The sequence below is a fragment of the Spirosoma areae genome, from assembly GCF_054781775.1.
In genome coordinates this window covers 232354-254323 of the sequence record NZ_BAAGTT010000024.1, presented here as the reverse complement: position 1 = coordinate 254323, position 21970 = coordinate 232354, and the positions used below count along the sequence as shown (strand labels likewise).

Here is a 21970-nt window from a genome sequence, read left to right as displayed (position 1 = left end):
TCTTTCATTCTTTCTCTCTTTCTCTACTAGTATAGGGTAAAATAATCTCAAATGAACTGCCTTTACCAGGGTGGCTTTCGACCAGAATCTGCCCCTGATGCTGGTCAATTATTTTTTTGACATAACTAAGTCCCAGCCCAAATCCTTTTACATCGTGTCGGTTGCCGGTCGGTACCCGGTAGAATTTCTCAAAAATCCGGCTCGTCTGGTCTTTGGTCATGCCAACACCCTGGTCGGCAACGGTGATGCTTACGGCTTCGGGCAGGCTGCGGGTACTGAGGGTAATGTGTGGGCTTTCAGGTGAATATTTAAGCGCGTTGTCTAATAAATTATAGACGATGTTGGTCAAATGGAGTTCATCAGCTTCAACAACTTCCTGGTCGGCATCGAAGTGCAAATCAACCTCGCCCCCGCGCTGCTCAATCTGGAGACTAAGATTGTTCAGAACTTTTTCGATAACATCATGCACGTTCACCGGCGACAGGTTGAGTTTAATTTCACCCCGGTCTAACAGAGCCATCTGCAATACCTTTTCGACATGCGAACCAAGCCGCCGGGTTTCATCGCGGATGATGCTCATGTAGCGGTTTAGCCGCGAGTCGACTTGCCCGGCAGGTTCAGAATCATCAGGTAAATCATGGCCGCCTGAAGACACCCTGGCAGGGATCGTTCCTGCTGACTGTAGTTGTTCCTGCGCCATTTCAACCGCCAGTGAAATGGTTGAAATAGGCGTTTTGAACTCATGAGTCATGTTGTTAATGAAGTCGTTCTTGATGTCGGCTAATTTTTTCTGTCGAACAATTGTGCTGATGGCAATGTAAAAACACGCCAGAATCACCAGAATCAATACCACCGATGCGGCAAATGTGAAGCCCAGCCGACTCAATATAAACTGCTGCTGAGTTGGGAAATACACGTACATGTAATTCCCCCTTTCAAGCAAATTATTCGGAAACAAAGCGACTTTGTAGCCCTCCGCAGTGAGCTGTTGAACATCCATATTGGCCGAAGCAAACAGAAAACGGGGTTGTTGGCTCGTCCGAACGGCATAGGCAAACGGGATACTGATTCCCCGCTCATCGAGTGCCTGCCGAAGCAGCGTATCGAGCGCCAGTCGATTGATTCGGTCTTCAAGAGGCCGGTCGGACATGAGCAGACTCTTAAGTACGTCTTTAATCATGTGCGATTGCTCATCCGACTTAGTATGGCTCATACTCGCCGGGCGAGTAGCTAAGCCCGAATTCGCTAACCCTATGCGATTACCCAGTTGCTCTTTACGTTGTTTAATCGTTCGCCGAATTCTATTTTTATTAACCCGCATTAGTGAGTCACGCTTTACCTGGCTGTTCAGGCGGCTCATTTCAGTATTCAGCACATTCTCAACCCACTGATCAAACTGCTGTTGCTGCGCTAGTTGCGTTTGCCAGTCACCAACCGCCATCAGTTCGTCCTGCTGACGGAAAAACTCCTCCACAACAGCCATTTGCTCGGCTGAAAGCGGGTGTACTGTGGGTTGCAATACATCGGACTGCACAACCATCGCACCGGAGGGCGCCCTGTCAGACAAGATTCGTTGCCGCATGGCTATTTGCCCATTGGCCGAGCGATTCGACCGTATTGGCTGAACTGGTTCTGCAGGTTTAGCCGAGACAATAAGCTGCCCATCGGCTCTTTTCGTTACGGACTTACCTTCTTTTTTGGCAATGGCCATCAACCGATTTTGCTGCTCCCGGGCTTGAATATGCTGTTTGGTGAGGTAGGCGATTTCCTGGCGTTCGAGTGTTCGGACGACTTCCTGCAACGCGTCAGTTACTTTATACGCAAACTGTTCTTTCTGCAACCGCAGGGCGCTGCTATTCCAGTACAACTGCAGGCCCACCAGACCCAGCAGCGCGATGGCCATTAGAGCAACAATCCACTGTATGCGTTGTTTAGACATTTTTTTGCTTCCTCATGCAACCTTTAACCGCTTTTTTCATCTATTAGAAACCGGTGGGGCACTCAGTAAAAGTACGAACCCTATTGACTCCTCATTGGCTCATTAACAAACTTTAACACCCGCGTTATCAATCGGTTCGACAACTTATTGTTCCTTCGTTGTACCTATTTTCTACTATGAAAAAAACAGTTTTAGCAGTCTCCCGGTTCGTTCCGGCCCTGCTGCTGGTGGTTGCCTTTAGTGGCGCTGCCTTCGCCCAAAAGCCTGCGGCCCCGTCGAAAAAATCAGAGAAAAATGAGGTGAACGTCCGAATCATCGATCGCAATGGCGATGATGTTCGGGAAATTAAACGCACGTATCATGTCGATGGCATGAGTGATTCAGAGCGGGATAAGCTGGTAACGAAATTAGTTGACTCGCTCAAAGCCTCGCGGAAAGATGGCAGTAGTCGACAGATGACCATTATTGTGGAAGACAACGACGGCGACCACACTGTCACGCGTGAACGGATGAACTCCGGCAAAAAACGTATGCCGGGCGATGCCTATGTGTACCGGGGTAAATCACCCAAGACCGACCGTGACTTTTGGGACAACAATGCCTGGAAGTATGAGTTTCGGCAGGGTTTCGATTCATTAGCCGACCGGATGAACCGGTTTAAATTTGAATTTCCCAGAGACTTCGACCGTCAGTTTGCCCGTCCGTTTGAAAATTGGGCCAAAAATTTCAACGGTAAACCATCCACCATTCGCAGCCTGGATGCCTATCCCAACAATCCAGACCGTGACCAACTGAACGTTCGTTTCATGGCTCCTGCCAAAGGCGATGTCAGCATTATTGTGACGAACCCAAAGGGAAAAGAGGTAGCCAAGCGCGAGCTTAAAGACTTCTCCGGCGAGTTTGTTGGGCAGATTGATCTCGGAAAAAAAGCGGAGGGAATCTACTTTATTACCGTCACACAAAACGAAGACGGGGCTGTTAAACGGATTGTTATTGAATAAGAACCGAGTAAAGGAGCGATTGAGCGTATTAATAATAAATCGCTCAATCGCTCCTTTACGCTTAAGACAAAAAATAATTAAAGAAATTTAGTACTATGTATTGCAAGATACCAAACTAAACCTATATCTTTGCATAGTCATAAGAAAACTAAAGGCCATGAAGACTATCCTTGTTGCTGGTATTTTACTGTTGGGCGTTAGCGGTCAGTCGTTTAGTATGGGGCATCCGCACAACGTATTCGCGGCCCGCAAGCAAATGAAGGCTAAAACGTCGGCATCTGTCACAAAATGTAAGGTAACGTCATCCGTTTCCCTACAGCAAATGGTGAAACTAAGCAAAGCTACGCTTAGTGAACGGCTGATGACGGCACTGAAGCAGGTACGTCCGGCACAATCTAATTAATATATACTTACATTTACGCTCTGCGCTGATTGGCTGGCCTACACACAGTAACGCGCCTTACTACTGCATACATACTCGTCAGATTTTTTACTGCCCCTTTATTTTCCCTCACCTGGCTATCTCAGCAGGGCAGTACACTCCTTCTTTTCTACTTCGTTAAGTTTACCCAACGGCATAATTTTTGCCTTCTTTTTCCAAGTCTGGGCACGGTTCAGGTGTAATTACCGGGATTTGTTCCTTGTCTGCATTTCTGTCAGCCAAATACCATCCTCTTCTTTTCCCGTACATACAGACTAATTTCATTGCTAATTGCCGATGAATAAAGAGGTTATCAATAAACAGGCGCATTTCTCTATTTTTAATTTTGTATTAATCCGTTGCAAAAGACAACTAATGGATATTATTTCGTTAAAAACTTAGATAATTCAGTGATTAGTGCTGATTTTCGATAGGCTTTGGCTATTTTTATGGTTTAGCCAAAAACCTTCGGCACTGACTGTAACTTTTTACTTCTCGAGTACCCATGCGGAACATTGTTGTACGACCAATTTTGCTTGTCGGCCTCCTGTTCGTCAGTTTGTTAACGGCATTCGGCTTAATGAAGCCAGGACGCGGTTTTTGGACTCGACTCTCTCACACGGCGATCTACAAACCAGTCATTAAACGGCCGGTAGCGTCTATAAATAAAGCTATTTCTTCGTACAAATTCGGCCCGGCCGCCCGCCCGGTCGAGGTATTTGTCATGTCGGATAGCGGTCAGCATTGGGTCGATAGTGTTTTCCAGACGCTGTCGCCTGAACAAAAAATTGGGCAGTTTTTCATGGTAGCTACATTTTCGAACCGCCATGAGAATCATTATCAGTACATTGATCACCTCATCCAGTCGAATCATATTGGCGGCTTAATCTTCTTTCAGGGCGGTCCCTATCGGCAGGCAATTCTGACTAACCGCTATCAGGCGCAATCGAAAGTGCCGCTGCTGGTGGGAATCGACGGCGAATGGGGGCTGGGAATGCGGTTAGACAGTGCCATGGACTTCCCGAAGCAGATGTCCCTCGGCGCCATTCGGGATAACGAGTTGATTTATCGAATGGGAGCCGAAATTGGGCGACAATGTCAGCGATTGGGTATTCACATCAATTTTGCCCCTGTATCTGACATCAACAGTAATCCGTCCAACCCGGTTATTGGTGTCCGATCGTTTGGTGGATCGAAAGAAAATGTAGCCCTGAAAGCGTCGGCATATATGCGTGGGCTACAGCAAACCCGCGTCATTGCAACGGCTAAACACTTTCCTGGTCATGGCGATACCAATGCCGACTCGCACCACACGCTGCCAACGGTCAGCCGGTCGTCGGAGGAGATGCGCGACATTGACCTGTATCCATTCCGTAAACTCATTGCCGACAGTTTGATGGGCGTTGTGACGGGCCATTTGCACGTACCCGTTATGGATAATACGCCCGCCCTGGCAGCAACCCTGTCGGAAAAGATCGTTACCGAACTGCTCAAAAAAGAGTTAGGCTTCCGGGGGCTGGTTTTTACCGATGCGTTGAATATGGGAGGCATTAGCCGGTCGCCGAAAGCCATGGATATTAATTTGCGGGCTTTGATTGCCGGAAACGATATTTTACTGTACCCGGAGAATGTTCGCGATGCCATAACCCACATTCAGGATGCCGTTCAGCAGGGCATTATTTCGCAGGAATTTATTGATGAGAAAGTCAAAAAAATTCTGCGGGCCAAGTACTGGGCAGGTCTTCATCATTACAAACCAGTCAATCTGAGCGGTTTAGCGGCCGATCTTAACTCAGCCGAAGCGAAACTGCTAAAACAGGAACTTTGCGAACACTCCGTTACGGTGGTCGAGAATCGCAACAGTCTACTGCCGCTAAACCGGTTAGATACGCTGCGGCTGGCTTCCGTTGCCATTGGCGCCGAACCGGGTAATGTATTTCAGAAAACCCTGAACCAATACGCTCCCTTTCAGACCGTAGCTTTTCCCGATAAACCCATTTCAGAAGCCGACCTAACCAACATTCTGACCCAGGTAGGCGACGCGAATACCGTGGTAGTGAGTTTTCACCGGATGAGCGAGTCAACTGCCCGAAAATACGGCATCACGAAGCCTTCACTTGATTTAATCACCCGCCTGAAGCAGCGCGGAGCCAATGTGATTGTTACCGCCTTCGGGTCGCCGTATAGCCTGCCGCAATTTGCCGGTGCCGATGCACTTGTCTGCGCTTATCAGGAACTTGACGACATGCAGCGGGTCGTTCCGCAAATACTATTTGGCGGACTTGGCGCGCGGGGTATGCTGCCCATTTCGATTGGCGATCTACAGATGGGCACGGGCCTCTCCCTAAACCCTGAAGGACGGTTATCCGTTGGTTCGCCGGAAAGCGTTGGCATGAAATCGACCGTATTAAGTCAGATTGATGCCATTGCCCAGGGAGCCGTAAAAAGTCGTGTTGTGCCCGGATGCGAGATTCTGGTGGCTCGCAAAGGTAAAGTTGTGTACAGCAAAAACTTTGGTGCGCTTACGTATTTACCCGGCGCCGAGAAAGTTACCGACGAAACGCTTTACGATCTGGCGTCGCTGACGAAGGTATTGGCTACCCTACAGGCCGTGATGGTCCTGTATGATCAGAAACTGATCGACCTAAGCCAGAAAGCATCGGCCTATCTGCCCGAACTGCGGGGCAGCAACAAACAGAACATTACCATTCAGGATTTACTCTGGCATCAGTCCGGCATGGTTTCGTTTTACCCAACCACCTGGGATCGTACCCGGATGCCCGGTGGCGGGCTGAAAGCCGAGTATTACAACGCAACACCCGATAGTCTGCACACGCTTCAGATTGCTCCCACCCTTTGGGGGGTGCCAGCCCTGAAAGATTCTGTCTGGAAATGGGTGGTCCAGTCGCCAATGTCGCGCAAAACGGGTGAATCAGGTAAACCGCCTTTTGTGTATAGCGACCTTAACTTTCTGACATTGCAGAAGCTTGTGGAGCGGGTTAGCAAACAGCCATTAGACAAGTTCGTTACCGAACTTGTGTATAAACCCTTAGGGCTGCATCAATTAGGCTTTACGCCATTGCAACGACTGCCACACCCGATCTGTGCACCAACGGAACAGGACACGTATTATCGAAATCAGCTTTTAGTGGGCACGGTTCACGACCAGATGGCGGCTGTGCAGGGGGGAGTTTCAGGCCATGCCGGTCTGTTTGGCAATGCCCGCGACATTGCAACCCTACTGCAAATGAACCTTCAGAAAGGATTGTATGGGAACCAGCGTATTCTTAACCCAATGACCGTTCCCTATTTTACCCAGACCCTCAGTAACCGCAGCCACCGGGCGCTGGGCTGGGACAAGCCGAATCCAGAGAGTGCCAGCAGCGTTTACATGGCCGCTCAGGCCTCGCCCCGTTCGTTTGGGCATACGGGCTTTACTGGAAACGTTGTTTGGGTTGACCCCGACCAGGAATTAATTTTTGTTTTCCTTTCCAACCGAATTTACCCCACCGCTGGCAACAACGCCATCAACACAACGAAACTCCGTCGACGGATTCATGAAGTAATCTATAGTGCCGTTCAATAAGATTTCTTTATTAAACGGTATAGTATCATCAGGTTACCTACGGTTGTTGCGTCATTAAATGCCACTTCATACAGGAAGTGGCATTTTTATTGCTATGTGTTTTTGGTTAAGTACAGTTTTCAAGAAAAAACTATATTTAATCTATTGAAAATCAAGACATTTCTTAGTAAATCAGTTAAGTAAGCAGGTTTAACAGACCAATGCAACGGCCTTTAAGTGTCGTTGGATCGTGTATAAATGCGTTAACTTTAAGGACCCATAACAGCATTCTTGCTACAACTTTATGAAGGAACGTATTTTTCACACCTGTTTGATAGCCTGCCTATGTATTGCGGGGCTACCGATTCGTGGCGTTGCTCAAACCATTACGACCGGGACCATTACTCCAGCCAGCGTCTGCTCTGGTGGAGCCGTAGCCATTTCCTATACGGTGTCAGGATCGTTCGCAGCGTCAAATGTATTCTCAGCGCAACTTTCAGATGTTACCGGCGCCTTTTCGGCCAGTTCGCCAGTTATAGGCACCGTTTCCAGAGTAACGGGTGGAGCCATCAACGCAACAATTCCTGCATCAACTGTAGGTGGTACCGGTTATCGCATCCGGGTTTCGTCCAGCAATCCAGCCAGAACCGGCTCAACAAGTTTAGCAGCGCTGACGGTCAATACCCCTGCTGCCCCCAGCCCGACTCCGGCTCCGCTCTATTGCGAAGGAGCGTCAGCATTGGCCTTAGCAGCCACACCAGCGGCCGGGGGCACACTGAATTGGTATGGCACGAATGCAATGGGTGGGTCGGCCTCAGCTATGCCAACAGTACCAAATACAACTATTGTTGGCAACACGCCCTATTATGTGAGTCAAACCATAGGCGGGTGCGAAAGTCCGCGGGTAGCTATATTTGTTTTAGTCAAAGATAAGCCTAATGCGCCCGGTACCAGCCCTGCAAATTTTTGTGTGGGAAAACCGGCCACCGCCTTAACGGCAACCCCAGCAACAGGAGGCACACTGAATTGGTATGGCACGAATGCAACGGGCGGTACCGCTTCCTCAGTCGCTCCTACGCCAGCGACGACAGGTGTCGGAACGGCAGTTTATTATGTCAGCCAAACGGTTGATGGCTGCGAAAGCCTACGCGCCAGCCTTGTCGTTACCGTTAGCGCAATGCCAGCCGCGCCCACCGCCACCGCACCTCCGCCTTATTGTGAAGGCGTTGTGGCACCCCCACTCTCGGCTATCGGGCAGAATTTAAAATGGTACGGCACCAGTGCTATGGGTGGAATCGGATCATCTACCCCAACCTCAGTCAATACAAATACTCTGGGAACAGCTACTTATTACGTGAGTCAGACCGTTGGCGGCTGCGAAAGCGCACGCACTGCGATTGCCGTCACGGTAAAACCAACGCCTGCGGCACCAACTACCGCGCCCACTACGTTATACTGCCCAAATCAGCCAGCTACTGTTTTGGCCGCAACACCTTCGACCGGCGCAACCCTTAACTGGTACGGTACGGCAGCCACCGGCGGAGTAGCCTCCGCAACAGCTACTACCCCCAGCACCGTTTCGGCAGGAACGGTTAATTATTACGTAAGTCAAACGCTTAACGAATGCGAAAGCGAACGCACTGCAATTGCCATTACGGTGAAACCAACGCCTGCAGCGCCATCGGTTGCCAGTCCACTTATTGCTTGCCAGAATCGAACCGGTTATGCCCTGACGGCAACTCCCACTGTCGGCGGCACCTTGAAGTGGTATGGAACAGCCGCCACCGGTGGAACCGCCACGCCTGCACCGGCAGCGCTCTCAACCAGCACATTAGGCTCAGCTACATACTATGTTAGCCAGTTAGTTAATGGGTGCGAAGGACCTCGTGCGGCCCTAACGGTTACTATTAATGCTGTACCTGCCTTACCATCGACGGGAGCCCCCGGTGCTTATTGCGAAGGGGCCATAGCCCAGGCCCTATCAGCCGCGGGGCAGAGCCTGAAATGGTACGGAACAAATGCAACAGCAGGAAGTTCATCGGGAACACCAACAGTTCCGAAGACGAATCTCGTCGGCATAACCAATTATTATGTAACGCAGACTATTAACGGCTGCGAAAGCGACCGGGCCGCCATCCCGGTACAGGTAAACGATACGCCCAATGCACCGGGTGCCCCCGGAGTTGAATTTTGCCTGGGCAGCTCTGTACCAGCCTTAACCGTTACGCTGGTGGCGAGTGCTACGCCAAAATGGTATGGCGCCAATGTCAGTGGAGGCACAGCAACAGCCAATGCTCCCGTGCCGACGAATACTACGGTCGGCACAACTACGTATTATGTCAGCCAGGTATTGGCAGGTTGCGAAAGTCCCCGTGCCAGCCTGAGCGTTCGTGTGAAGGCAATTCCAGGCGCTCCGGTTGTAAGCCCAGTTAGTTTTTGTAGCAACGGTCCGGCTCAACCCTTAAGTGCTACCGGCTCAAATCTGAAATGGTATACATCGTCGGATAGTCCTCTTGGTGGCCCCCCAACGCCAAATACCGGTACGGTGGGTAGTCAGGTATTTAAAGTATCGCAGACATCCAACGAGAATTGCGAAGGGCCAAAAGCAAGTTTGACGGTTAGTGTCAACCCGTCGCCTGATCGGCCGCTGGTGTCGAATCTTACGTATTGCCAGACTCAGCAGGATCAGCCACCGCAGAATTTGTCGCCCTTAACTGCCAGTGGACAGAGCCTGAAATGGTACACGGGCGATAACAAACCACTCGGTAATGCGCCCCTGCCGTCAATTGACAGAGCGGGTACCCAATCCTATCAGGTTACCCAGACTGTTAATACTTGCGAAAGCCAGAAAGCCATCATTCAGGTGACGGTTACAACACCAGCCACCCCGTTGCTGCCAAAGTCATTAGTTGTGTACTGCATCAACCAAAACGCGGTTCCGCTGGAGGCCGTTGGCGAGACGGGCAGCCAACTGAAATGGATTGACCCCTACGGACGAGTGACAAACGAAGCTCCTACCCCGTCGACGCTCAATACAAACGTTAAGCCCGAGGGTGACGAATTTTATGTCTATCAAATCGGCACCAGCGGTTGTTATAGCGCCCGTTCAACGATCAGAGCCATCGTAAATACCGTACCAACACTGGGTCTGCTGGCGCCTACAGCCAGTGTAAATCTCGGACAAAATGCGCCTTTACGACTCAAATTTACGGGTTCCGGCCCTTACAGCTATAGCCTTACGGGGGGATATGCTGGTACCTCACGTACCTCCGATACAACCATTGCCGTACTGCCCCGTGGCAACACGACCTATCAGGTAGCGGCCGTTACCAATGCCTGTGGGCTGGGCTTGCCCGGTAATCCGGCAACAGCAACCATCCTGGTTCGGACACCAACCGTGGTTACGAGTTCACTGCCAACGTCAACCTTATGTGCCGGTGCGTCGCTTACTGTACCCTTCACAACAACAGGGGAGTTTAACCAGGGAAATACGTTTGGTATTGAGGTGGTGAGTGTGGCAGACACATCGAAAAAATATGAGATTTCGGCAATAGCCGCCAGTTCCCCTATAACTGGCCCATTGCCACTCACCCTGGCCAGCGGGCAGTACTTTGTGCATGTGAAAGCCAACAATCCAGCAATAGGCGTTCTGGGTAGTAATAGTCCTACGCTGCTAACGGTGCGCTCATTGCCGGTAGCTACTTTAACGGGCACGCAGGAAATTGCCGACGGTATACCCGCCAGTTTAACCTTTACGTTTGGGGGTGATGGCCCATGGACCGTTGCTTATGCCGATAGTTTGACGAGCTACTCAGCCACAACAGCTACCAGTCCTTATGTGGTTGAGATGAGACCTATCCGCACAACCACGTATCGGCTGACAGGTGTGACGAATAATTGTGGCACCGGATCATTTGCTGGTACGGCCACCGTCACCGTCCTGACCGTACTGGGAACGGATGATGGTTCGCTTGATCCATTCGTAAAGGCTTATCCTGTACCAACCCAAACAACGCTTGTCGTTGAAGTAAGGATGCCCTTAACGCGCGAGCCAGCAATCCTATCGCTGACAGATGCCCAGGGCCGACCGGTAATGCAGCAAAAAACCCGCAAACCGCTCAATGAACTTGATCTGACTACGCAACCTAACGGCGTGTATATACTGCGGATACAAGTCGGTGACCGGCAAACGGTTCGGAAAGTATTGAAACAGTAAAAGAGTCATTAGCCGATGGTTATTAGCCAATAGTTGTAGATGCTAATGACTATCGACTGACAACTGACGACTATCGACCTTTATGCCTGACGACTATTTCATGGAAATTGCGCTTGGGCTGGCTGAAGAAGCGGCTGCAAACGGCGAAATACCAGTGGGTGCTGTTGTTGTTTGCCGCAACCGGATTATTGCGAAAGCGGCTAACCAGACCGAACAATTAACCGACGTGACGGCCCATGCCGAAATTTTAGCCATCACGGCTGCTACTCAATACCTCGGCAGTAAATACCTGACAGACTGCACCCTGTATGTGACGCTGGAACCCTGTGTGATGTGCGCGGGTGCCCTGTTCTGGGCGCAACTGGGGCGCTTAGTAATTGGCGCTCCTGATCCAAAGCGCGGGTACAGTCGGGTCGAACCGTTGGTGCTGCATCCGAAAACACGGCTCGAAACGGGTTTGCTCGCCGAGGAAAGCCAGACCTTACTGGCGAAGTTTTTTTTCCGCCTAAGAACATAATTTGACACAGGCTTGTTAACTGAACCGAATCATGTTACATTTTAACTAACCAAGTAAAATGGCTTTTGTATTAGACCCACTTCCCTACCCGAGCGATTCGCTCGAACCGAATATTGATAAGCAGACAATGGAAATTCACCATGGCAAGCATCACAACGCCTACGTGACCAACCTAAATAACGCTATTGCCGGTACTGATATGGAAAATAAATCCATTGAAGACCTGCTGACCGGCGTAAGCAAAGCACCTGTTGCCGTTCGGAACAACGGAGGAGGTCACTATAATCATACATTATTCTGGAACACGATTTCGGGTAGTGGAGGTGGCCAGCCAACCGGTAAATTAGCCGATGCCATTACGCAGACGTTTGGCTCGTTCGACGCCTTTAAAGAAGAGTTTACAAAAGCCGCCACCACACGTTTTGGTTCGGGCTGGGCCTGGCTAATTGTCACCCCGGAAGGCGAGTTAGCCTTAACGTCAAGCCCTAATCAGGATAATCCGCTGATGGATATTGCCGAAGTAAAAGGATTTCCAATTATTGGACTTGATGTGTGGGAGCACGCTTATTACCTAAAATATCAAAACCGTCGACCCGATTACATTGCCGCTTACTTTAATGTTGTTGACTGGAACGCTGCCGACAAGCGCTACCAGCAGGGAAAGCAGGCGTAATAATGTAGAATGTAGAATGGCTGACGCTAATTTTCATTGTACATTCTACATTATTCATTACTTTTGCACTTCTAAAAACGGTGATTGTAGCTCAGTCGGTTAGAGCGCCGGATTGTGGTTCCGGAGGTCGCGGGTTCGAGCCCCGTCTTTCACCCTGCTTAGAAAAGGTCCTGCTTACGGCAGGGCCTTTTTTGTTTATACCTTTTTCTAATTTAGAAACTGATTAGCAACATGATCCAGTAATCCTCGTCCCGTTTAGCTACTATCGATTCTGTTGATGCTATTGTATCTGACAATCAGGACAATAGAATCCACAAAATCTATTGTGGTCGAGTAGTCGTTTAGTAATTTGTATTACCGAATTTTGTTTAAGTTTTTAGCAACAAGCTTAAACAAAACACAAATTTCTGCGTTATTAGGTTAATACTATTTATTAACTTGTTGTGTAAAAAATTTACCTGGAAACAAGGTTTCATAGGAACTGAGTAATCACAATTCCCTGAAACCAGTTTCATACGTACCAAGCCAACTGCTTATCGCCAACTTATATCATGAGTACTTATTCCATTCGAGATTTAGAGCAGCTTTCGGGGATAAAGGCGCACACCCTGCGAATTTGGGAGCAACGTTATGCTATCCTTGCTCCGCAACGGACCGACACCAACATCAGGTCCTACGACGACCGCGATCTGCGCTTAGTACTGAATATTTCGCTGTTGAAAGATCACGGTTACAAGATTTCAGAGATAGCCAAACTGCCAGCAGAGGAATTGTCCCGCGAAGTAGTTAAACTATCCGATAAACAACTTAACTACCCCGATCAAATTCAGGCACTTACGCTCTCGATGATTGATTTGGATGAAGAACGATTTGAAAAAATTATCAGTGCGAATAGCCACCAGTTCGGATTTGAAAACACGATGATTAATATCGTTTATCCGTTTTTAAGCCGCATTGGTATGTTATGGGTAACGGGGTCGATTGGGCCAGCCCAGGAGCATTTCATTACGAGCCTGATTCGACAAAAAATCATCGTGGCTATCGACGGGCTGGCAACTAATTACCGCACCAATAGCAAAAAGTATATGCTGTTTTTGCCCGAAGGTGAATTTCACGAAATTAGTCTGCTGTTTGCCAACTATATTATCCGGGCCCGCGCTAACAAAGTGATTTATCTGGGGCAAAGTTTACCCTTTCCTGAATTAACATTTGCTTACGCACGCCACCAACCCGACTGTATTTTTACGGTTCTGACCACAGTGCCAGCCAACCACGAAGTCCAGCCTTATGTTAATCAGTTGGCCAACTCGTTTCCTAAAGCAACCATACTATTAACGGGCTACCAGGTAGTTGGCCAGGATATTGAGACACACGAAAATACGGTGATTATCAATCAAATAAGCGATTTAGTACGCTTGATTAGTAATTAATCAGACTGTATTTATCGGGTGTCCGGCCAGAAAAGCCCGCAGGTTACTGGCTACCTCGTGCATCAATCGACGGCGAGCCTCAAAGCTGGCCCAGGCAATATGAGGGGTAATGACACAATTTCGGGCAGTGAGCAAGGGGTTATCAGCGGTTGGTGGTTCAACCGATAACACATCCAGCCCGGCACCCGCCAGTTGACCTTTACTTAGCGCGTCGGCCACGTCGCGCTCATTCAGTAGACTCCCCCGGCTGGTATTCAGGAGATATGCCGCTGGTTTCATAGAAGCCAGTAGTTCCTTATTGACAAAACCAATCGTATCGGGTGTGGCTGGGCAGTGTAACGATACCACATCACTCTGGGCGAACAGCGTCTGACGGTCAACAAAGATGACGCCCGACTCGGCTACTTTGTCGGTCGTCCGCCGATTTACCAGCACCCGCATCCCGAACGCCTGCCCAATAGCGGCTACTTTTCGGCCAATGTCGCCGTAACCGACCAGGCCGAGCGTTTTACCTGCCAATTCGATAAGTGGACTTTTTGAATAACTGAAATCCAGCGACCGCACCCAATCGCCTGCGTGAGCGCTCTGGTCATGACGGCCAACCTGATGGGTCAGTTCCAGCAGCAAGGCAAAGGTTAGCTGCGCTACCGAGTCGGTGCTATATCCCTTCACGTTTGTTACCACAATACCCTGCTCATGAGCGGCTGCCACATCGACAATGTCATAGCCAGTAGCGGTTACCCCAATGTAACGCAGGTTAGGAAGTTGGGCCAGGGTTTCGCGGGTGAGTTTAACTTTATTAACCAGCACGGCATCGACCTGCTGAAGCCGCCCCAGTAGTTGGTTAGGCGCAGTTCGATCATAAAATGTTACCTGACCGAGCGACTGAATGGGTGCCCAATCCAGATCGCCGGGGTTAAGCGTGTAAGCATCCGTGTAAACAATAGTCATTTGGTCAGGTGGTTAAATCAGGTTTTGAGCGAAAGCCAATGCCCGCCGTTCGGCATAGGTGTGGGTATCGCGGGTGAGTTGAAAACCAACATGCCCACCCAGCCGGGGTGTTTCCAGAAAAATATGCGGGTGCGTTTTGGCCAGCCACCCCGGCGAACACTCCGGCGACAGCAGCGGGTCGTTTTGTGCATTTAGCAAGAGTGTCGGCACAGCAATGCCGGACATAAAATTAACGGCCGATGCCTGGGTGTAAAAATCCTCGGCATCGCGGTAATTATTCACCGGCGCCGAGAAAAATTCATCGAAATCGCGCCATAGATTCACCTGCTTTAGCTTACTCATATCTAACCGCCCCGGAAACTGCTTTGCTTTGTAGCTCAGTTTAGCAACAAGTTTTTTCATAAACCGATTCCGGTAAAAGCGGTTTGCAGGCCGGTCAAGCAGTCCTGCACTGGCTCCCAAATCGGTTGGAGCCGAGATAGCCATACCACGTTTGATAACGTCGGGAAGGGTTTTCCCGTGAACGCCGAGGTATTTCAAGGTTATGTTACCACCCATGCTGTAGCCAATCAGCACAACTTCTTCATACTGTTTTGTCTGTAGCGCGTGGGCAATGACTTCACCAAAATCGCCAATTTCACCATGATTATACAACCGGAACGCCCGATTCATTTCACCGCTGCACGAGCGACAGTTCCAGGCCAATATATCGTAGTGGTGCCGGGCGAAAAGCTTAGCTGTTCCCCGAATGTATTGTCGGTTACTGTCACCCTCTAACCCATGCGTCAGTAAGACCAGCCGCTTTCGGCCCGTATCGACCCAATCGAGGTCAACAAAATCGCCATCGGCCAGTGTAAGCCGTTCGCGTTCGTAACTCAGGTTAGCAACATGACGGGTAAGGCCCGGAATGATCGTTTGCAGATGCCCATTATATTGATAGGCCGGTGGCCCCGGATAAGCGGAAGAAATGAGCGGCATAAAATTAAAAAACAACTACTTTTAAGCTGTATTTCAGACTCAAATGCCTCATGCAATTCGCTAAATATGCTTCTGTTCTGTTGGCCAGTACGCTAAAGTTCGTTGGTGGGCCACTAACAGGGGCTGCGCTTGGCCTGTCCTGGATCGAAACTGCCATATGCACAGTCATTGGTATGATGCTGAGTGTCATTGTAATTACATTTGCCGGTGCTGCCTTACAGGCTTTAGTGCAGCGATATCGGAAAGAGCCGCCCAAACGGTTCACCAAACGCACTCGCCTGGCTGTTCGTATTTGGAAACGAGCCGGTATGGCTGGTATCGCATTCTTAACGCCCCTGCTGCTTACCCCCATTGGTGGCACTGTGCTGGCGGTCTCTTTTCGGGTGGGTAAAGGGACATTACTCCTTTACATGCTCATTAGCGCGGTTTTTTGGGCAGCTATCCAGACACTTGCCTTGTATCAGATTCCCGGCTTACACGGCCTTATCGGCCAATGAGGTCACAGTCATCTGCATTTTTATAGCCTGCTATACGATCTGGGGTCACCGGCTCACGGTCGACTGAACTGCAGAGGCCGGTTTCTTATGATAATCGCCCTGCGAGAAGTATTTTTCGATTAGGCAATACATCAGAATAAAAAAGTACCGGCTGCCCATTTCCTTGATCTTCAGTTTTGACTCCCCGTATTTGCGATTTGTCCAACTGTTGGGTACAACCGCAAAGCTATAGCCACGCACGATAGCTTTTAAAGGGAGTTCAACTGTTAGGTTGAAATGAGGTGCCAGAAAAGGTTTGATACCTTCGATGGTTTCCCGTTTATAGAGTTTGAAGGCATTTGTGGTATCATTGTAGTTAATACCCATTACCATCTTCACAATGAAGTTGGCAATTCGGTTAATAAATTTTTTGAGGGGCGGATAGTCAACCACTTTCCCGCCTTTCCCCCAACGCGACCCAAAAACAGCGTCGACACCCGTTTCCTGCATTTTAGTATAGTACCGCACCAAATCTTCGGGGTCGTCCGACAAATCCGCCATGAACACCGCTACGCAATCGCCCGAAAACCGTTCCAGACCATAGCGAACGGCATAGCCAAATCCGTTAGGGCCAGGATTCGTATAATAGACTAACGTCGGAATTTCGGTAGCCGCCAACTGCTCCAGCACGTGCAGGGTGCCATCTTTTGAATTGTCGTTCGTAACGCAGATTTCATGCGGAATCCCGTGTTTGGCTAACGACTGGTAAAGTGCTCGCAGTGTGGGCGGCAACGACTCCTCTTCATTATAGGCTGGTATAACAACGCTTAATTTCATACAAAATGCAGGCAGGGTAAATCTTAAGATGACTTTTTAAGTCTGTACTATTGGGGCTAAGTCAGTAGAAACTAAAGAATTAACAAAATTAGTTTAAACTGATGTACTTCTGCACGTAAACATTTGGCCGCATAGCCATCAAACGACACGGTAAGCCTATTTAGGATTCCATTTTTCCAACTGCGCTCCACCCTGAATTCTATTTGGAACAGAACTTAACTGCTTTTTAGAGAGAATTCAGGGCGGAAACCAGTAGGTTAACAAAACAATTTAAAAAACTGCTCAGGCAGCGGGCGTTGGCCAGATAAGCACACCAATAAGCAAAGGAATCTAATTATTGAGGATTCGGTGCAGACCAATCGCGACGGCTCCGTAAAGGCGTTGTACAGCGGGAGGGGTCAAGTGGTCGTAGACAACCGATTTCAGGTCGCCCCAATTCGGTTTCGCTAAGGAATAATACTGGGCAACCAACCGCAGTTTCGCCAGATATGAATTACGGTGTTGATGACTGTTCATCATCATCCGATAATACCGGGCTATATTTTTCTTCAGCAGGCGATCATATTGATAGTTCAGTTCACGATTGATGTTACTGTACATATCAATCCGGTTTTGCAGAAAACCGGCATCATCGTAGCGATCATGAAAACTCGCGCCATTCCTGTTTTTCCGATATACCGACATGACATCGGGGAGATAGCCAATTTTGCCCAGCTTAGCTTTTAGAATCAGGCGCGGAATGTCGCCACTCATCGACTCCCGAAACCAGGCGGGATACTCGCTGATAGTATTTCGGTACATGGTACTCGATGTCGCCATAAACCAGATTTCATCCTCGCCAATCAAATCTTCAACCGTATAAAACGGCTTCATATTCTCCCCATTGAGGATGTAGGAAGGGCTGCCATCTTCGTAGGTGATTAGGGCATTATGAAACACCATGGAATAATCGGGATGGGCATCCAGCATGTCGGCCTGCTTTTGTAATTTAAGCGGGTCGGTCAAATAATCATCGCCATCGATCAAGGCATAGTATTCCCCTGTAGCCCGTTTCAGCGTCTCCAAAAAGTTAATGCCGCCATTTTTACCCAGATTTCGCGGGTGCAGAACACCAACAACCAGGCCAGGATGCTGTTGCTCGTACTCCTGAATAATTTCCCGCGTGCCATCGCTCGAAAAATCATCACCAACCAGTATCTCAAACGGAAATGTCGTCTGCTGAGCCAGTACGCTGTCGATGGCCTGGCGGATGAATTTCTGCTGATTGTAGGTGATAATCAGAACACTAACTTTTGGCATGATATAGCATTTACAGCTTTCGGTTTACAGTTTTCAGCCGATTGATTCGTAATACACGTATGCCTGTACTAACCAACTGAAAACCGTAAACTCAAAAACCGAAGACTTACACAGTTACTTCTTTAGCTGGCTGAATCTGAGCTTTCCAGCCCTGCGGCTCGTCTTTATCGGCGGGTTTTGCCCAGGGGTCATAAAAGGGCAGAATGGCCACCCAGCGCCCTGCGGGATCATCCCAACTGAAACGGTCGGCAAAACTCGACGGACTAACCCAATGCGGGAGGTCATATCGAAATAAAATCAGGTCGCCCATATCCTGATAACCCTCCGTTTCAACAATATGGTCGTTAATGACGTAGCCTGTGCCGCCCGAATTATAGTCTTCTCCGTATTGATTCAGGGCAAGAATGGTGCCTACCTTTTGCGGATTGAGTGGATGCCAGTGCCGCCCAAAGAAGCTGCCACCCAGCGGATAATGAGTGACCTGAGGATGGAAAAATGGCTGGCCTTTGCGGATGCCGTATTCTTCATTATTGCCCGTCAAACTATTCCAGAACTGACGCATGGGAGTAAACACCTCCAGCAATGATTTCCTGGTCGGTTCGCCGAGGTCAAGAATGGCGTCGAATGTATGATCGTGGAATAACTGCGGAGCCTGCTGAATCTTGGCAATGTGCAATCGCTGCTTGTGCTGGTTGTTGTCGAAAGGGTCAGGTCCTTCGGCCAGTGGAACCGTAGCGGCCCAGGCAAGCGTGGCATCGATCACCCCACGAAGTGTCGTTGCCGGAAGACCCGTTTTAATGATAACAATGTTCGGCTCATTCACCAATCGCATCACTTCCTCATACGGAATCTCCGGCACTATCTGCCCGCCCCTAAATTCGGCATCAACTTTTATAATGTATTTTGCTGCTTCTTTCATGGTTATGCACGAACTAATTTACTACAAAATAGGGCTGTATCCTTTTAAAATACAAATTTGCGGACGTTGATTTAGTTTGCGGACGGCTGCGTGGCATACCCAAATCCTGATGCGCCAAAACCGTTGCCGTTGTAGAACATAACCCATTCCCCTCGGTGCGAAAAAATATGGCAATAATCCATCATTAGTGAATCCCAGCCCGCCACCGACCGCTCAATACCGGCCAGTTCGTCTTTCCGCTCCCACGTTATACCATCTGTCGATTCGGCATAGCCAATTCGGTAGCTCCGCTCAACATCGGTGCGGTAGTTCAGGGCGTTCCGGTACGAAAAATACATTTTGTACAAATTTCCGTCCTTATAAACCGTTGGCCGGCCAATGGCATCCGTAAACTCATCGTAGCCCACGCAAACATGGCCTGTGCGCTCCCAATGGATGCCATCCGTCGATTCAGCGTACTTTACGTCATAAAACGGTTCGGGGTGGCCATTAATGACCTCAATTTTGGTGCAGGATAGGTACCACATCCGCCAGCGAACAGACCCATCGGGCTGCTCCTCGCGCATAACGCACGGCTGTGCCACCCAAACCTGGTCGAATATGTATCGGTCGAGCAGTGGCCCTGTAAACTTACGTTCGAACGTCAGCCCACCGTCGCGGCTAATTGCCAACCCAATTCCCAACCGATAGCTGGCCGTTTCGCTTTTGTTCCAGCCGGTGTAGTACAGCCAGATTTCGTCCCCTCCATCGGCAGACCGAACCGGTAAAAACCAGGAGGGCATGGTGCCGGTTTCGTCGAACATGCCCACTGCACCTTTGCTCAGGCAGGGTTTGTTGTGAACGTAGGTTACTTCCGACAGGTTATCGGGATTGAGTTCAACAAACGAGACTGCCGACGAGCTATTTTCATCACGGGTTGAGAAGTAAACGCGCAGCTTATCGGCTATGGGGTAACCAAAGGGCACCTGTGCGTGGGTGCGGCTAAACGGTAGCGAGCCGTCGGGTTTATAAATTAAATTCTTTTTTATCCAGGTCATCAAATCCAGATTTTGCTCTTGTTTTGATGGGGTGGCGGGATTTTAGTTGATCGAAAATTGCGTCACCCCGTCATGAAAAGTTGTCCTGTCAGGTTGTCGGTAATAAGCGCGCAACCATGCTGTCGTGGATTTGCACCATTGTTTCTTTCAAATCGTAGGTCCAGTTCCAGCCGGGGTAATGCTGTTTGAACTTTGTCAGGTCCGAGATGTACCAGATATGGTCACCGCTACGGTTAGTTTCCGAATACTGATAGTTCATTTTATTGCCCGAAATTTCTTCGCAAAGGGCAATGGCTTCCAGCATGGAGCAGTTGGCGTAACGACCACCACCCGCGTTATAAACTTCGCCGGGGCGCGGGTTCTGATAAAAATGCCAGAACATGTTCACTAAATCCCAGCTATGAATATTATCGCGAACCTGTTTGCCTTTATACCCAAAAATAGTGTACTGATTGCCCGTAATAGCACATTTCATGAGATACGATAAAAACCCGTGCAGTTGTGCACCCGAATGATTTGGTCCCGTCAGGCACCCACCCCGGAACACGCCCGTGTTCATGCCGAAATAGCGGCCATACTCCTGCACCATTATGTCGGCGGCTACTTTTGAGGCCCCGAAAACAGAGTGCTTGGTATGGTCGAGGCTCATGTGCTCATCGATGCCATTCTGGAAATACGGGTGGTTCTGATCGATTTCCCAGCGTGTTTCGGTTTCGATCAGCGGCAGGAAATTTGGATTGTCGCCGTACACTTTGTTGGTCGAGGTGAAAATAAACACGGCTTCAGGACAGTGCAGCCGGGTCATTTCGAGCATATTCAGGGTGCCAACCGCATTGACGCCGAAATCAGTAAATGGTTCACGGGCGGCCCAGTCGTGGCTTGGCTGGGCTGCGGTATGGAGTACTAATTTGATGTCGGAGCCAAATTCGGTAAAAATCGCTTCCAACTGCGGCACTTCCCGAATATCGGCGGTGCGGTGTTGATAATTCGTGTAGGTGTCTGCCAACCGATTGCGATTCCATTCGGTGGAGCCATCGGCCCCAAAGAAATACTGTCGCATGTTGTTGTCTATCCCAACAATGAGGTCGAATTTGTCAGCAAAAAAGGCAACCGCTTCGCTGCCTATCAATCCGGCTGAACCCGTAACTAATGCAATTTTCATATGATTTTCAGTGTGTAAAGCAGCTCGCTTCACCAAATAGTACTACTTAACTAATCCGTTTGAATAGACAAAGTAACGTAAAAAATCTACATGTACAGTTTCTTATGTCCTGGTTAGGAACTAACCAGGCAGATGGGTTTGAGCTGGCAGGAAAAATAAAAGCGATGAATCAGCGGCTATTTGCTCATTCATCGCCTTTATTCCTTCAATTACTACGTAGGTTAAGCGCCCTGGCTCGATGCACTGGCGCCGAATAGTTTCTCGCGAATTTTTTGTGTGCGTTCTTCCAGTGCCGGATTGGGGGTGTATTTATAGTTTGATTGCACAGCCGCCGAGTCCCGACCCTTTCCGTATACTTCAGCATCTCCCGCCCGGTAATCGTCCCGGTAATCGTCGGACCGGTAATCATTCTGACGGATTGTATTGTATTTCTGATAGTCGCAGGATGCCATTGTCATCACCACTACGGCAAACAAACCTATATTAACTACGCGCTTCATAGCTACTTGATTACGAATTGATTCGGCAAAATTAGTGATTAGTGCTCAG

The 21970-nt window shown here is 49.3% G+C and carries 18 protein-coding genes and 1 tRNA gene; 9 read left to right on the top strand and 10 right to left on the bottom strand.

What is annotated here, in order from left to right; all coding sequences use genetic code 11:
- Positions 1-4 precede the first annotated feature (4 nt).
- Complete coding sequence (locus ACYVI1_RS11270) at positions 5-1939, bottom strand: sensor histidine kinase (RefSeq protein WP_460910012.1); 1935 nt, start codon at positions 1937-1939, stop codon at positions 5-7.
- Positions 1940-2115: 176 nt separating this feature from the next.
- Between ACYVI1_RS11270 and ACYVI1_RS11265 the strand changes: the two genes are divergently transcribed.
- Together ACYVI1_RS11265 and ACYVI1_RS11260 are read left to right on the top strand one after the other, a co-directional pair.
- Positions 2116-2940, top strand: a complete 825-nt coding sequence (locus ACYVI1_RS11265) for a T9SS type A sorting domain-containing protein (protein ID WP_460910010.1) — start codon at positions 2116-2118, stop codon at positions 2938-2940.
- Between the two features lie 157 nt (positions 2941-3097).
- Complete coding sequence (locus ACYVI1_RS11260) at positions 3098-3343, top strand: hypothetical protein (protein WP_460910008.1); 246 nt, start codon at positions 3098-3100, stop codon at positions 3341-3343.
- Positions 3344-3505: 162 nt separating this feature from the next.
- Here the strand turns inward: ACYVI1_RS11260 and ACYVI1_RS11255 are convergent, their stop codons facing one another.
- Entirely contained in the window at positions 3506-3691 is a 186-nt protein-coding gene (locus ACYVI1_RS11255; protein WP_460910006.1) for a hypothetical protein, read from the bottom strand.
- 175 nt (positions 3692-3866) lie between these two features.
- On the opposite strand from ACYVI1_RS11255, the gene ACYVI1_RS11250 reads away from it, so the two are divergent.
- The 6 genes from ACYVI1_RS11250 to ACYVI1_RS11225 all read left to right on the top strand — a co-directional run bounded on the left by ACYVI1_RS11250 (position 3867) and on the right by ACYVI1_RS11225 (position 13762).
- Positions 3867-6947, top strand: a complete 3081-nt coding sequence (locus ACYVI1_RS11250; protein WP_460910004.1) for a glycoside hydrolase family 3 N-terminal domain-containing protein — start codon at positions 3867-3869, stop codon at positions 6945-6947.
- Between the two features lie 283 nt (positions 6948-7230).
- On the top strand, positions 7231-11142 hold the full coding sequence (locus ACYVI1_RS11245; RefSeq protein WP_460910002.1) for an Ig-like domain-containing protein: 3912 nt from the start codon (positions 7231-7233) through the stop codon (positions 11140-11142).
- An 82-nt stretch (positions 11143-11224) separates the two neighbouring features.
- Positions 11225-11659, top strand: a complete 435-nt coding sequence (locus tag ACYVI1_RS11240) for a nucleoside deaminase (RefSeq protein WP_460910000.1) — start codon at positions 11225-11227, stop codon at positions 11657-11659.
- A gap of 58 nt (positions 11660-11717) precedes the next feature.
- Entirely contained in the window at positions 11718-12332 is a 615-nt protein-coding gene (locus ACYVI1_RS11235; RefSeq protein WP_460909998.1) for a superoxide dismutase, read from the top strand.
- A gap of 79 nt (positions 12333-12411) precedes the next feature.
- Positions 12412-12487 (top strand) — tRNA-His (locus ACYVI1_RS11230).
- Positions 12488-12883: 396 nt separating this feature from the next.
- The gene (locus tag ACYVI1_RS11225; protein ID WP_460909996.1) at positions 12884-13762 is read left to right on the top strand and encodes a MerR family transcriptional regulator; all 879 of its coding nucleotides are present in this window, start codon (positions 12884-12886) and stop codon (positions 13760-13762) included.
- Here the strand turns inward: ACYVI1_RS11225 and ACYVI1_RS11220 are convergent, their stop codons facing one another.
- Together ACYVI1_RS11220 and ACYVI1_RS11215 are read right to left on the bottom strand one after the other, a co-directional pair.
- Entirely contained in the window at positions 13763-14713 is a 951-nt protein-coding gene (locus ACYVI1_RS11220; RefSeq protein ID WP_460909994.1) for a D-2-hydroxyacid dehydrogenase, read from the bottom strand.
- A 12-nt stretch (positions 14714-14725) separates the two neighbouring features.
- Positions 14726-15691 carry a YheT family hydrolase gene (locus ACYVI1_RS11215; protein WP_460909992.1) on the bottom strand — a complete coding sequence of 322 codons (966 nt, stop codon included), beginning with the start codon at positions 15689-15691 and terminating at the stop codon, positions 14726-14728.
- A 50-nt stretch (positions 15692-15741) separates the two neighbouring features.
- Here ACYVI1_RS11215 and ACYVI1_RS11210 point away from each other — a divergent pair, with 50 nt between their 5' ends.
- Positions 15742-16188 carry a hypothetical protein gene (locus ACYVI1_RS11210; RefSeq protein WP_460909990.1) on the top strand — a complete coding sequence of 149 codons (447 nt, stop codon included), beginning with the start codon at positions 15742-15744 and terminating at the stop codon, positions 16186-16188.
- Between the two features lie 45 nt (positions 16189-16233).
- Here the strand turns inward: ACYVI1_RS11210 and ACYVI1_RS11205 are convergent, their stop codons facing one another.
- From ACYVI1_RS11205 to ACYVI1_RS11180, 6 genes are all read right to left on the bottom strand, one after another.
- Positions 16234-17004, bottom strand: a complete 771-nt coding sequence (locus ACYVI1_RS11205) for a glycosyltransferase family 2 protein (protein WP_460909988.1) — start codon at positions 17002-17004, stop codon at positions 16234-16236.
- Between the two features lie 330 nt (positions 17005-17334).
- Positions 17335-18303: a glycosyltransferase family 2 protein gene (locus ACYVI1_RS11200; RefSeq protein ID WP_460909986.1), complete on the bottom strand. Its 969-nt coding sequence runs from the start codon at positions 18301-18303 to the stop codon at positions 17335-17337.
- Positions 18304-18409: 106 nt separating this feature from the next.
- Complete coding sequence (locus tag ACYVI1_RS11195) at positions 18410-19222, bottom strand: hypothetical protein (protein ID WP_460909984.1); 813 nt, start codon at positions 19220-19222, stop codon at positions 18410-18412.
- Positions 19223-19293: 71 nt separating this feature from the next.
- A complete protein-coding gene (locus ACYVI1_RS11190) occupies positions 19294-20259 on the bottom strand; it encodes a glycoside hydrolase family protein (protein WP_460909982.1) in 966 nt (321 codons plus the stop codon).
- A gap of 88 nt (positions 20260-20347) precedes the next feature.
- Positions 20348-21421: an NAD-dependent epimerase/dehydratase family protein gene (locus ACYVI1_RS11185; RefSeq protein WP_460909980.1), complete on the bottom strand. Its 1074-nt coding sequence runs from the start codon at positions 21419-21421 to the stop codon at positions 20348-20350.
- Positions 21422-21642: 221 nt separating this feature from the next.
- A complete protein-coding gene (locus tag ACYVI1_RS11180) occupies positions 21643-21921 on the bottom strand; it encodes a hypothetical protein (protein ID WP_460909978.1) in 279 nt (92 codons plus the stop codon).
- Between the last annotated feature and the right edge of the window lie 49 nt (positions 21922-21970).

What these genes read in the sequence shown, in the direction of transcription:
- ACYVI1_RS11270 (WP_460910012.1), bottom strand. Translation starts at nt 1,939, where the DNA reads ATGTCTAAACAACGCATACAGTGGATTGTTGCTCTAATGGCCATCGCG.
- ACYVI1_RS11265 (WP_460910010.1), top strand. Translation starts at nt 2,116, where the DNA reads ATGAAAAAAACAGTTTTAGCAGTCTCCCGGTTCGTTCCGGCCCTGCTG.
- ACYVI1_RS11260 (WP_460910008.1), top strand. Translation starts at nt 3,098, where the DNA reads ATGAAGACTATCCTTGTTGCTGGTATTTTACTGTTGGGCGTTAGCGGT.
- ACYVI1_RS11255 (WP_460910006.1), bottom strand. Translation starts at nt 3,691, where the DNA reads ATGCGCCTGTTTATTGATAACCTCTTTATTCATCGGCAATTAGCAATG.
- ACYVI1_RS11250 (WP_460910004.1), top strand. Translation starts at nt 3,867, where the DNA reads ATGCGGAACATTGTTGTACGACCAATTTTGCTTGTCGGCCTCCTGTTC.
- ACYVI1_RS11245 (WP_460910002.1), top strand. Translation starts at nt 7,231, where the DNA reads ATGAAGGAACGTATTTTTCACACCTGTTTGATAGCCTGCCTATGTATT.
- ACYVI1_RS11240 (WP_460910000.1), top strand. Translation starts at nt 11,225, where the DNA reads ATGCCTGACGACTATTTCATGGAAATTGCGCTTGGGCTGGCTGAAGAA.
- ACYVI1_RS11235 (WP_460909998.1), top strand. Translation starts at nt 11,718, where the DNA reads ATGGCTTTTGTATTAGACCCACTTCCCTACCCGAGCGATTCGCTCGAA.
- ACYVI1_RS11225 (WP_460909996.1), top strand. Translation starts at nt 12,884, where the DNA reads ATGAGTACTTATTCCATTCGAGATTTAGAGCAGCTTTCGGGGATAAAG.
- ACYVI1_RS11220 (WP_460909994.1), bottom strand. Translation starts at nt 14,713, where the DNA reads ATGACTATTGTTTACACGGATGCTTACACGCTTAACCCCGGCGATCTG.
- ACYVI1_RS11215 (WP_460909992.1), bottom strand. Translation starts at nt 15,691, where the DNA reads ATGCCGCTCATTTCTTCCGCTTATCCGGGGCCACCGGCCTATCAATAT.
- ACYVI1_RS11210 (WP_460909990.1), top strand. Translation starts at nt 15,742, where the DNA reads ATGCAATTCGCTAAATATGCTTCTGTTCTGTTGGCCAGTACGCTAAAG.
- ACYVI1_RS11205 (WP_460909988.1), bottom strand. Translation starts at nt 17,004, where the DNA reads ATGAAATTAAGCGTTGTTATACCAGCCTATAATGAAGAGGAGTCGTTG.
- ACYVI1_RS11200 (WP_460909986.1), bottom strand. Translation starts at nt 18,303, where the DNA reads ATGCCAAAAGTTAGTGTTCTGATTATCACCTACAATCAGCAGAAATTC.
- ACYVI1_RS11195 (WP_460909984.1), bottom strand. Translation starts at nt 19,222, where the DNA reads ATGAAAGAAGCAGCAAAATACATTATAAAAGTTGATGCCGAATTTAGG.
- ACYVI1_RS11190 (WP_460909982.1), bottom strand. Translation starts at nt 20,259, where the DNA reads ATGACCTGGATAAAAAAGAATTTAATTTATAAACCCGACGGCTCGCTA.
- ACYVI1_RS11185 (WP_460909980.1), bottom strand. Translation starts at nt 21,421, where the DNA reads ATGAAAATTGCATTAGTTACGGGTTCAGCCGGATTGATAGGCAGCGAA.
- ACYVI1_RS11180 (WP_460909978.1), bottom strand. Translation starts at nt 21,921, where the DNA reads ATGAAGCGCGTAGTTAATATAGGTTTGTTTGCCGTAGTGGTGATGACA.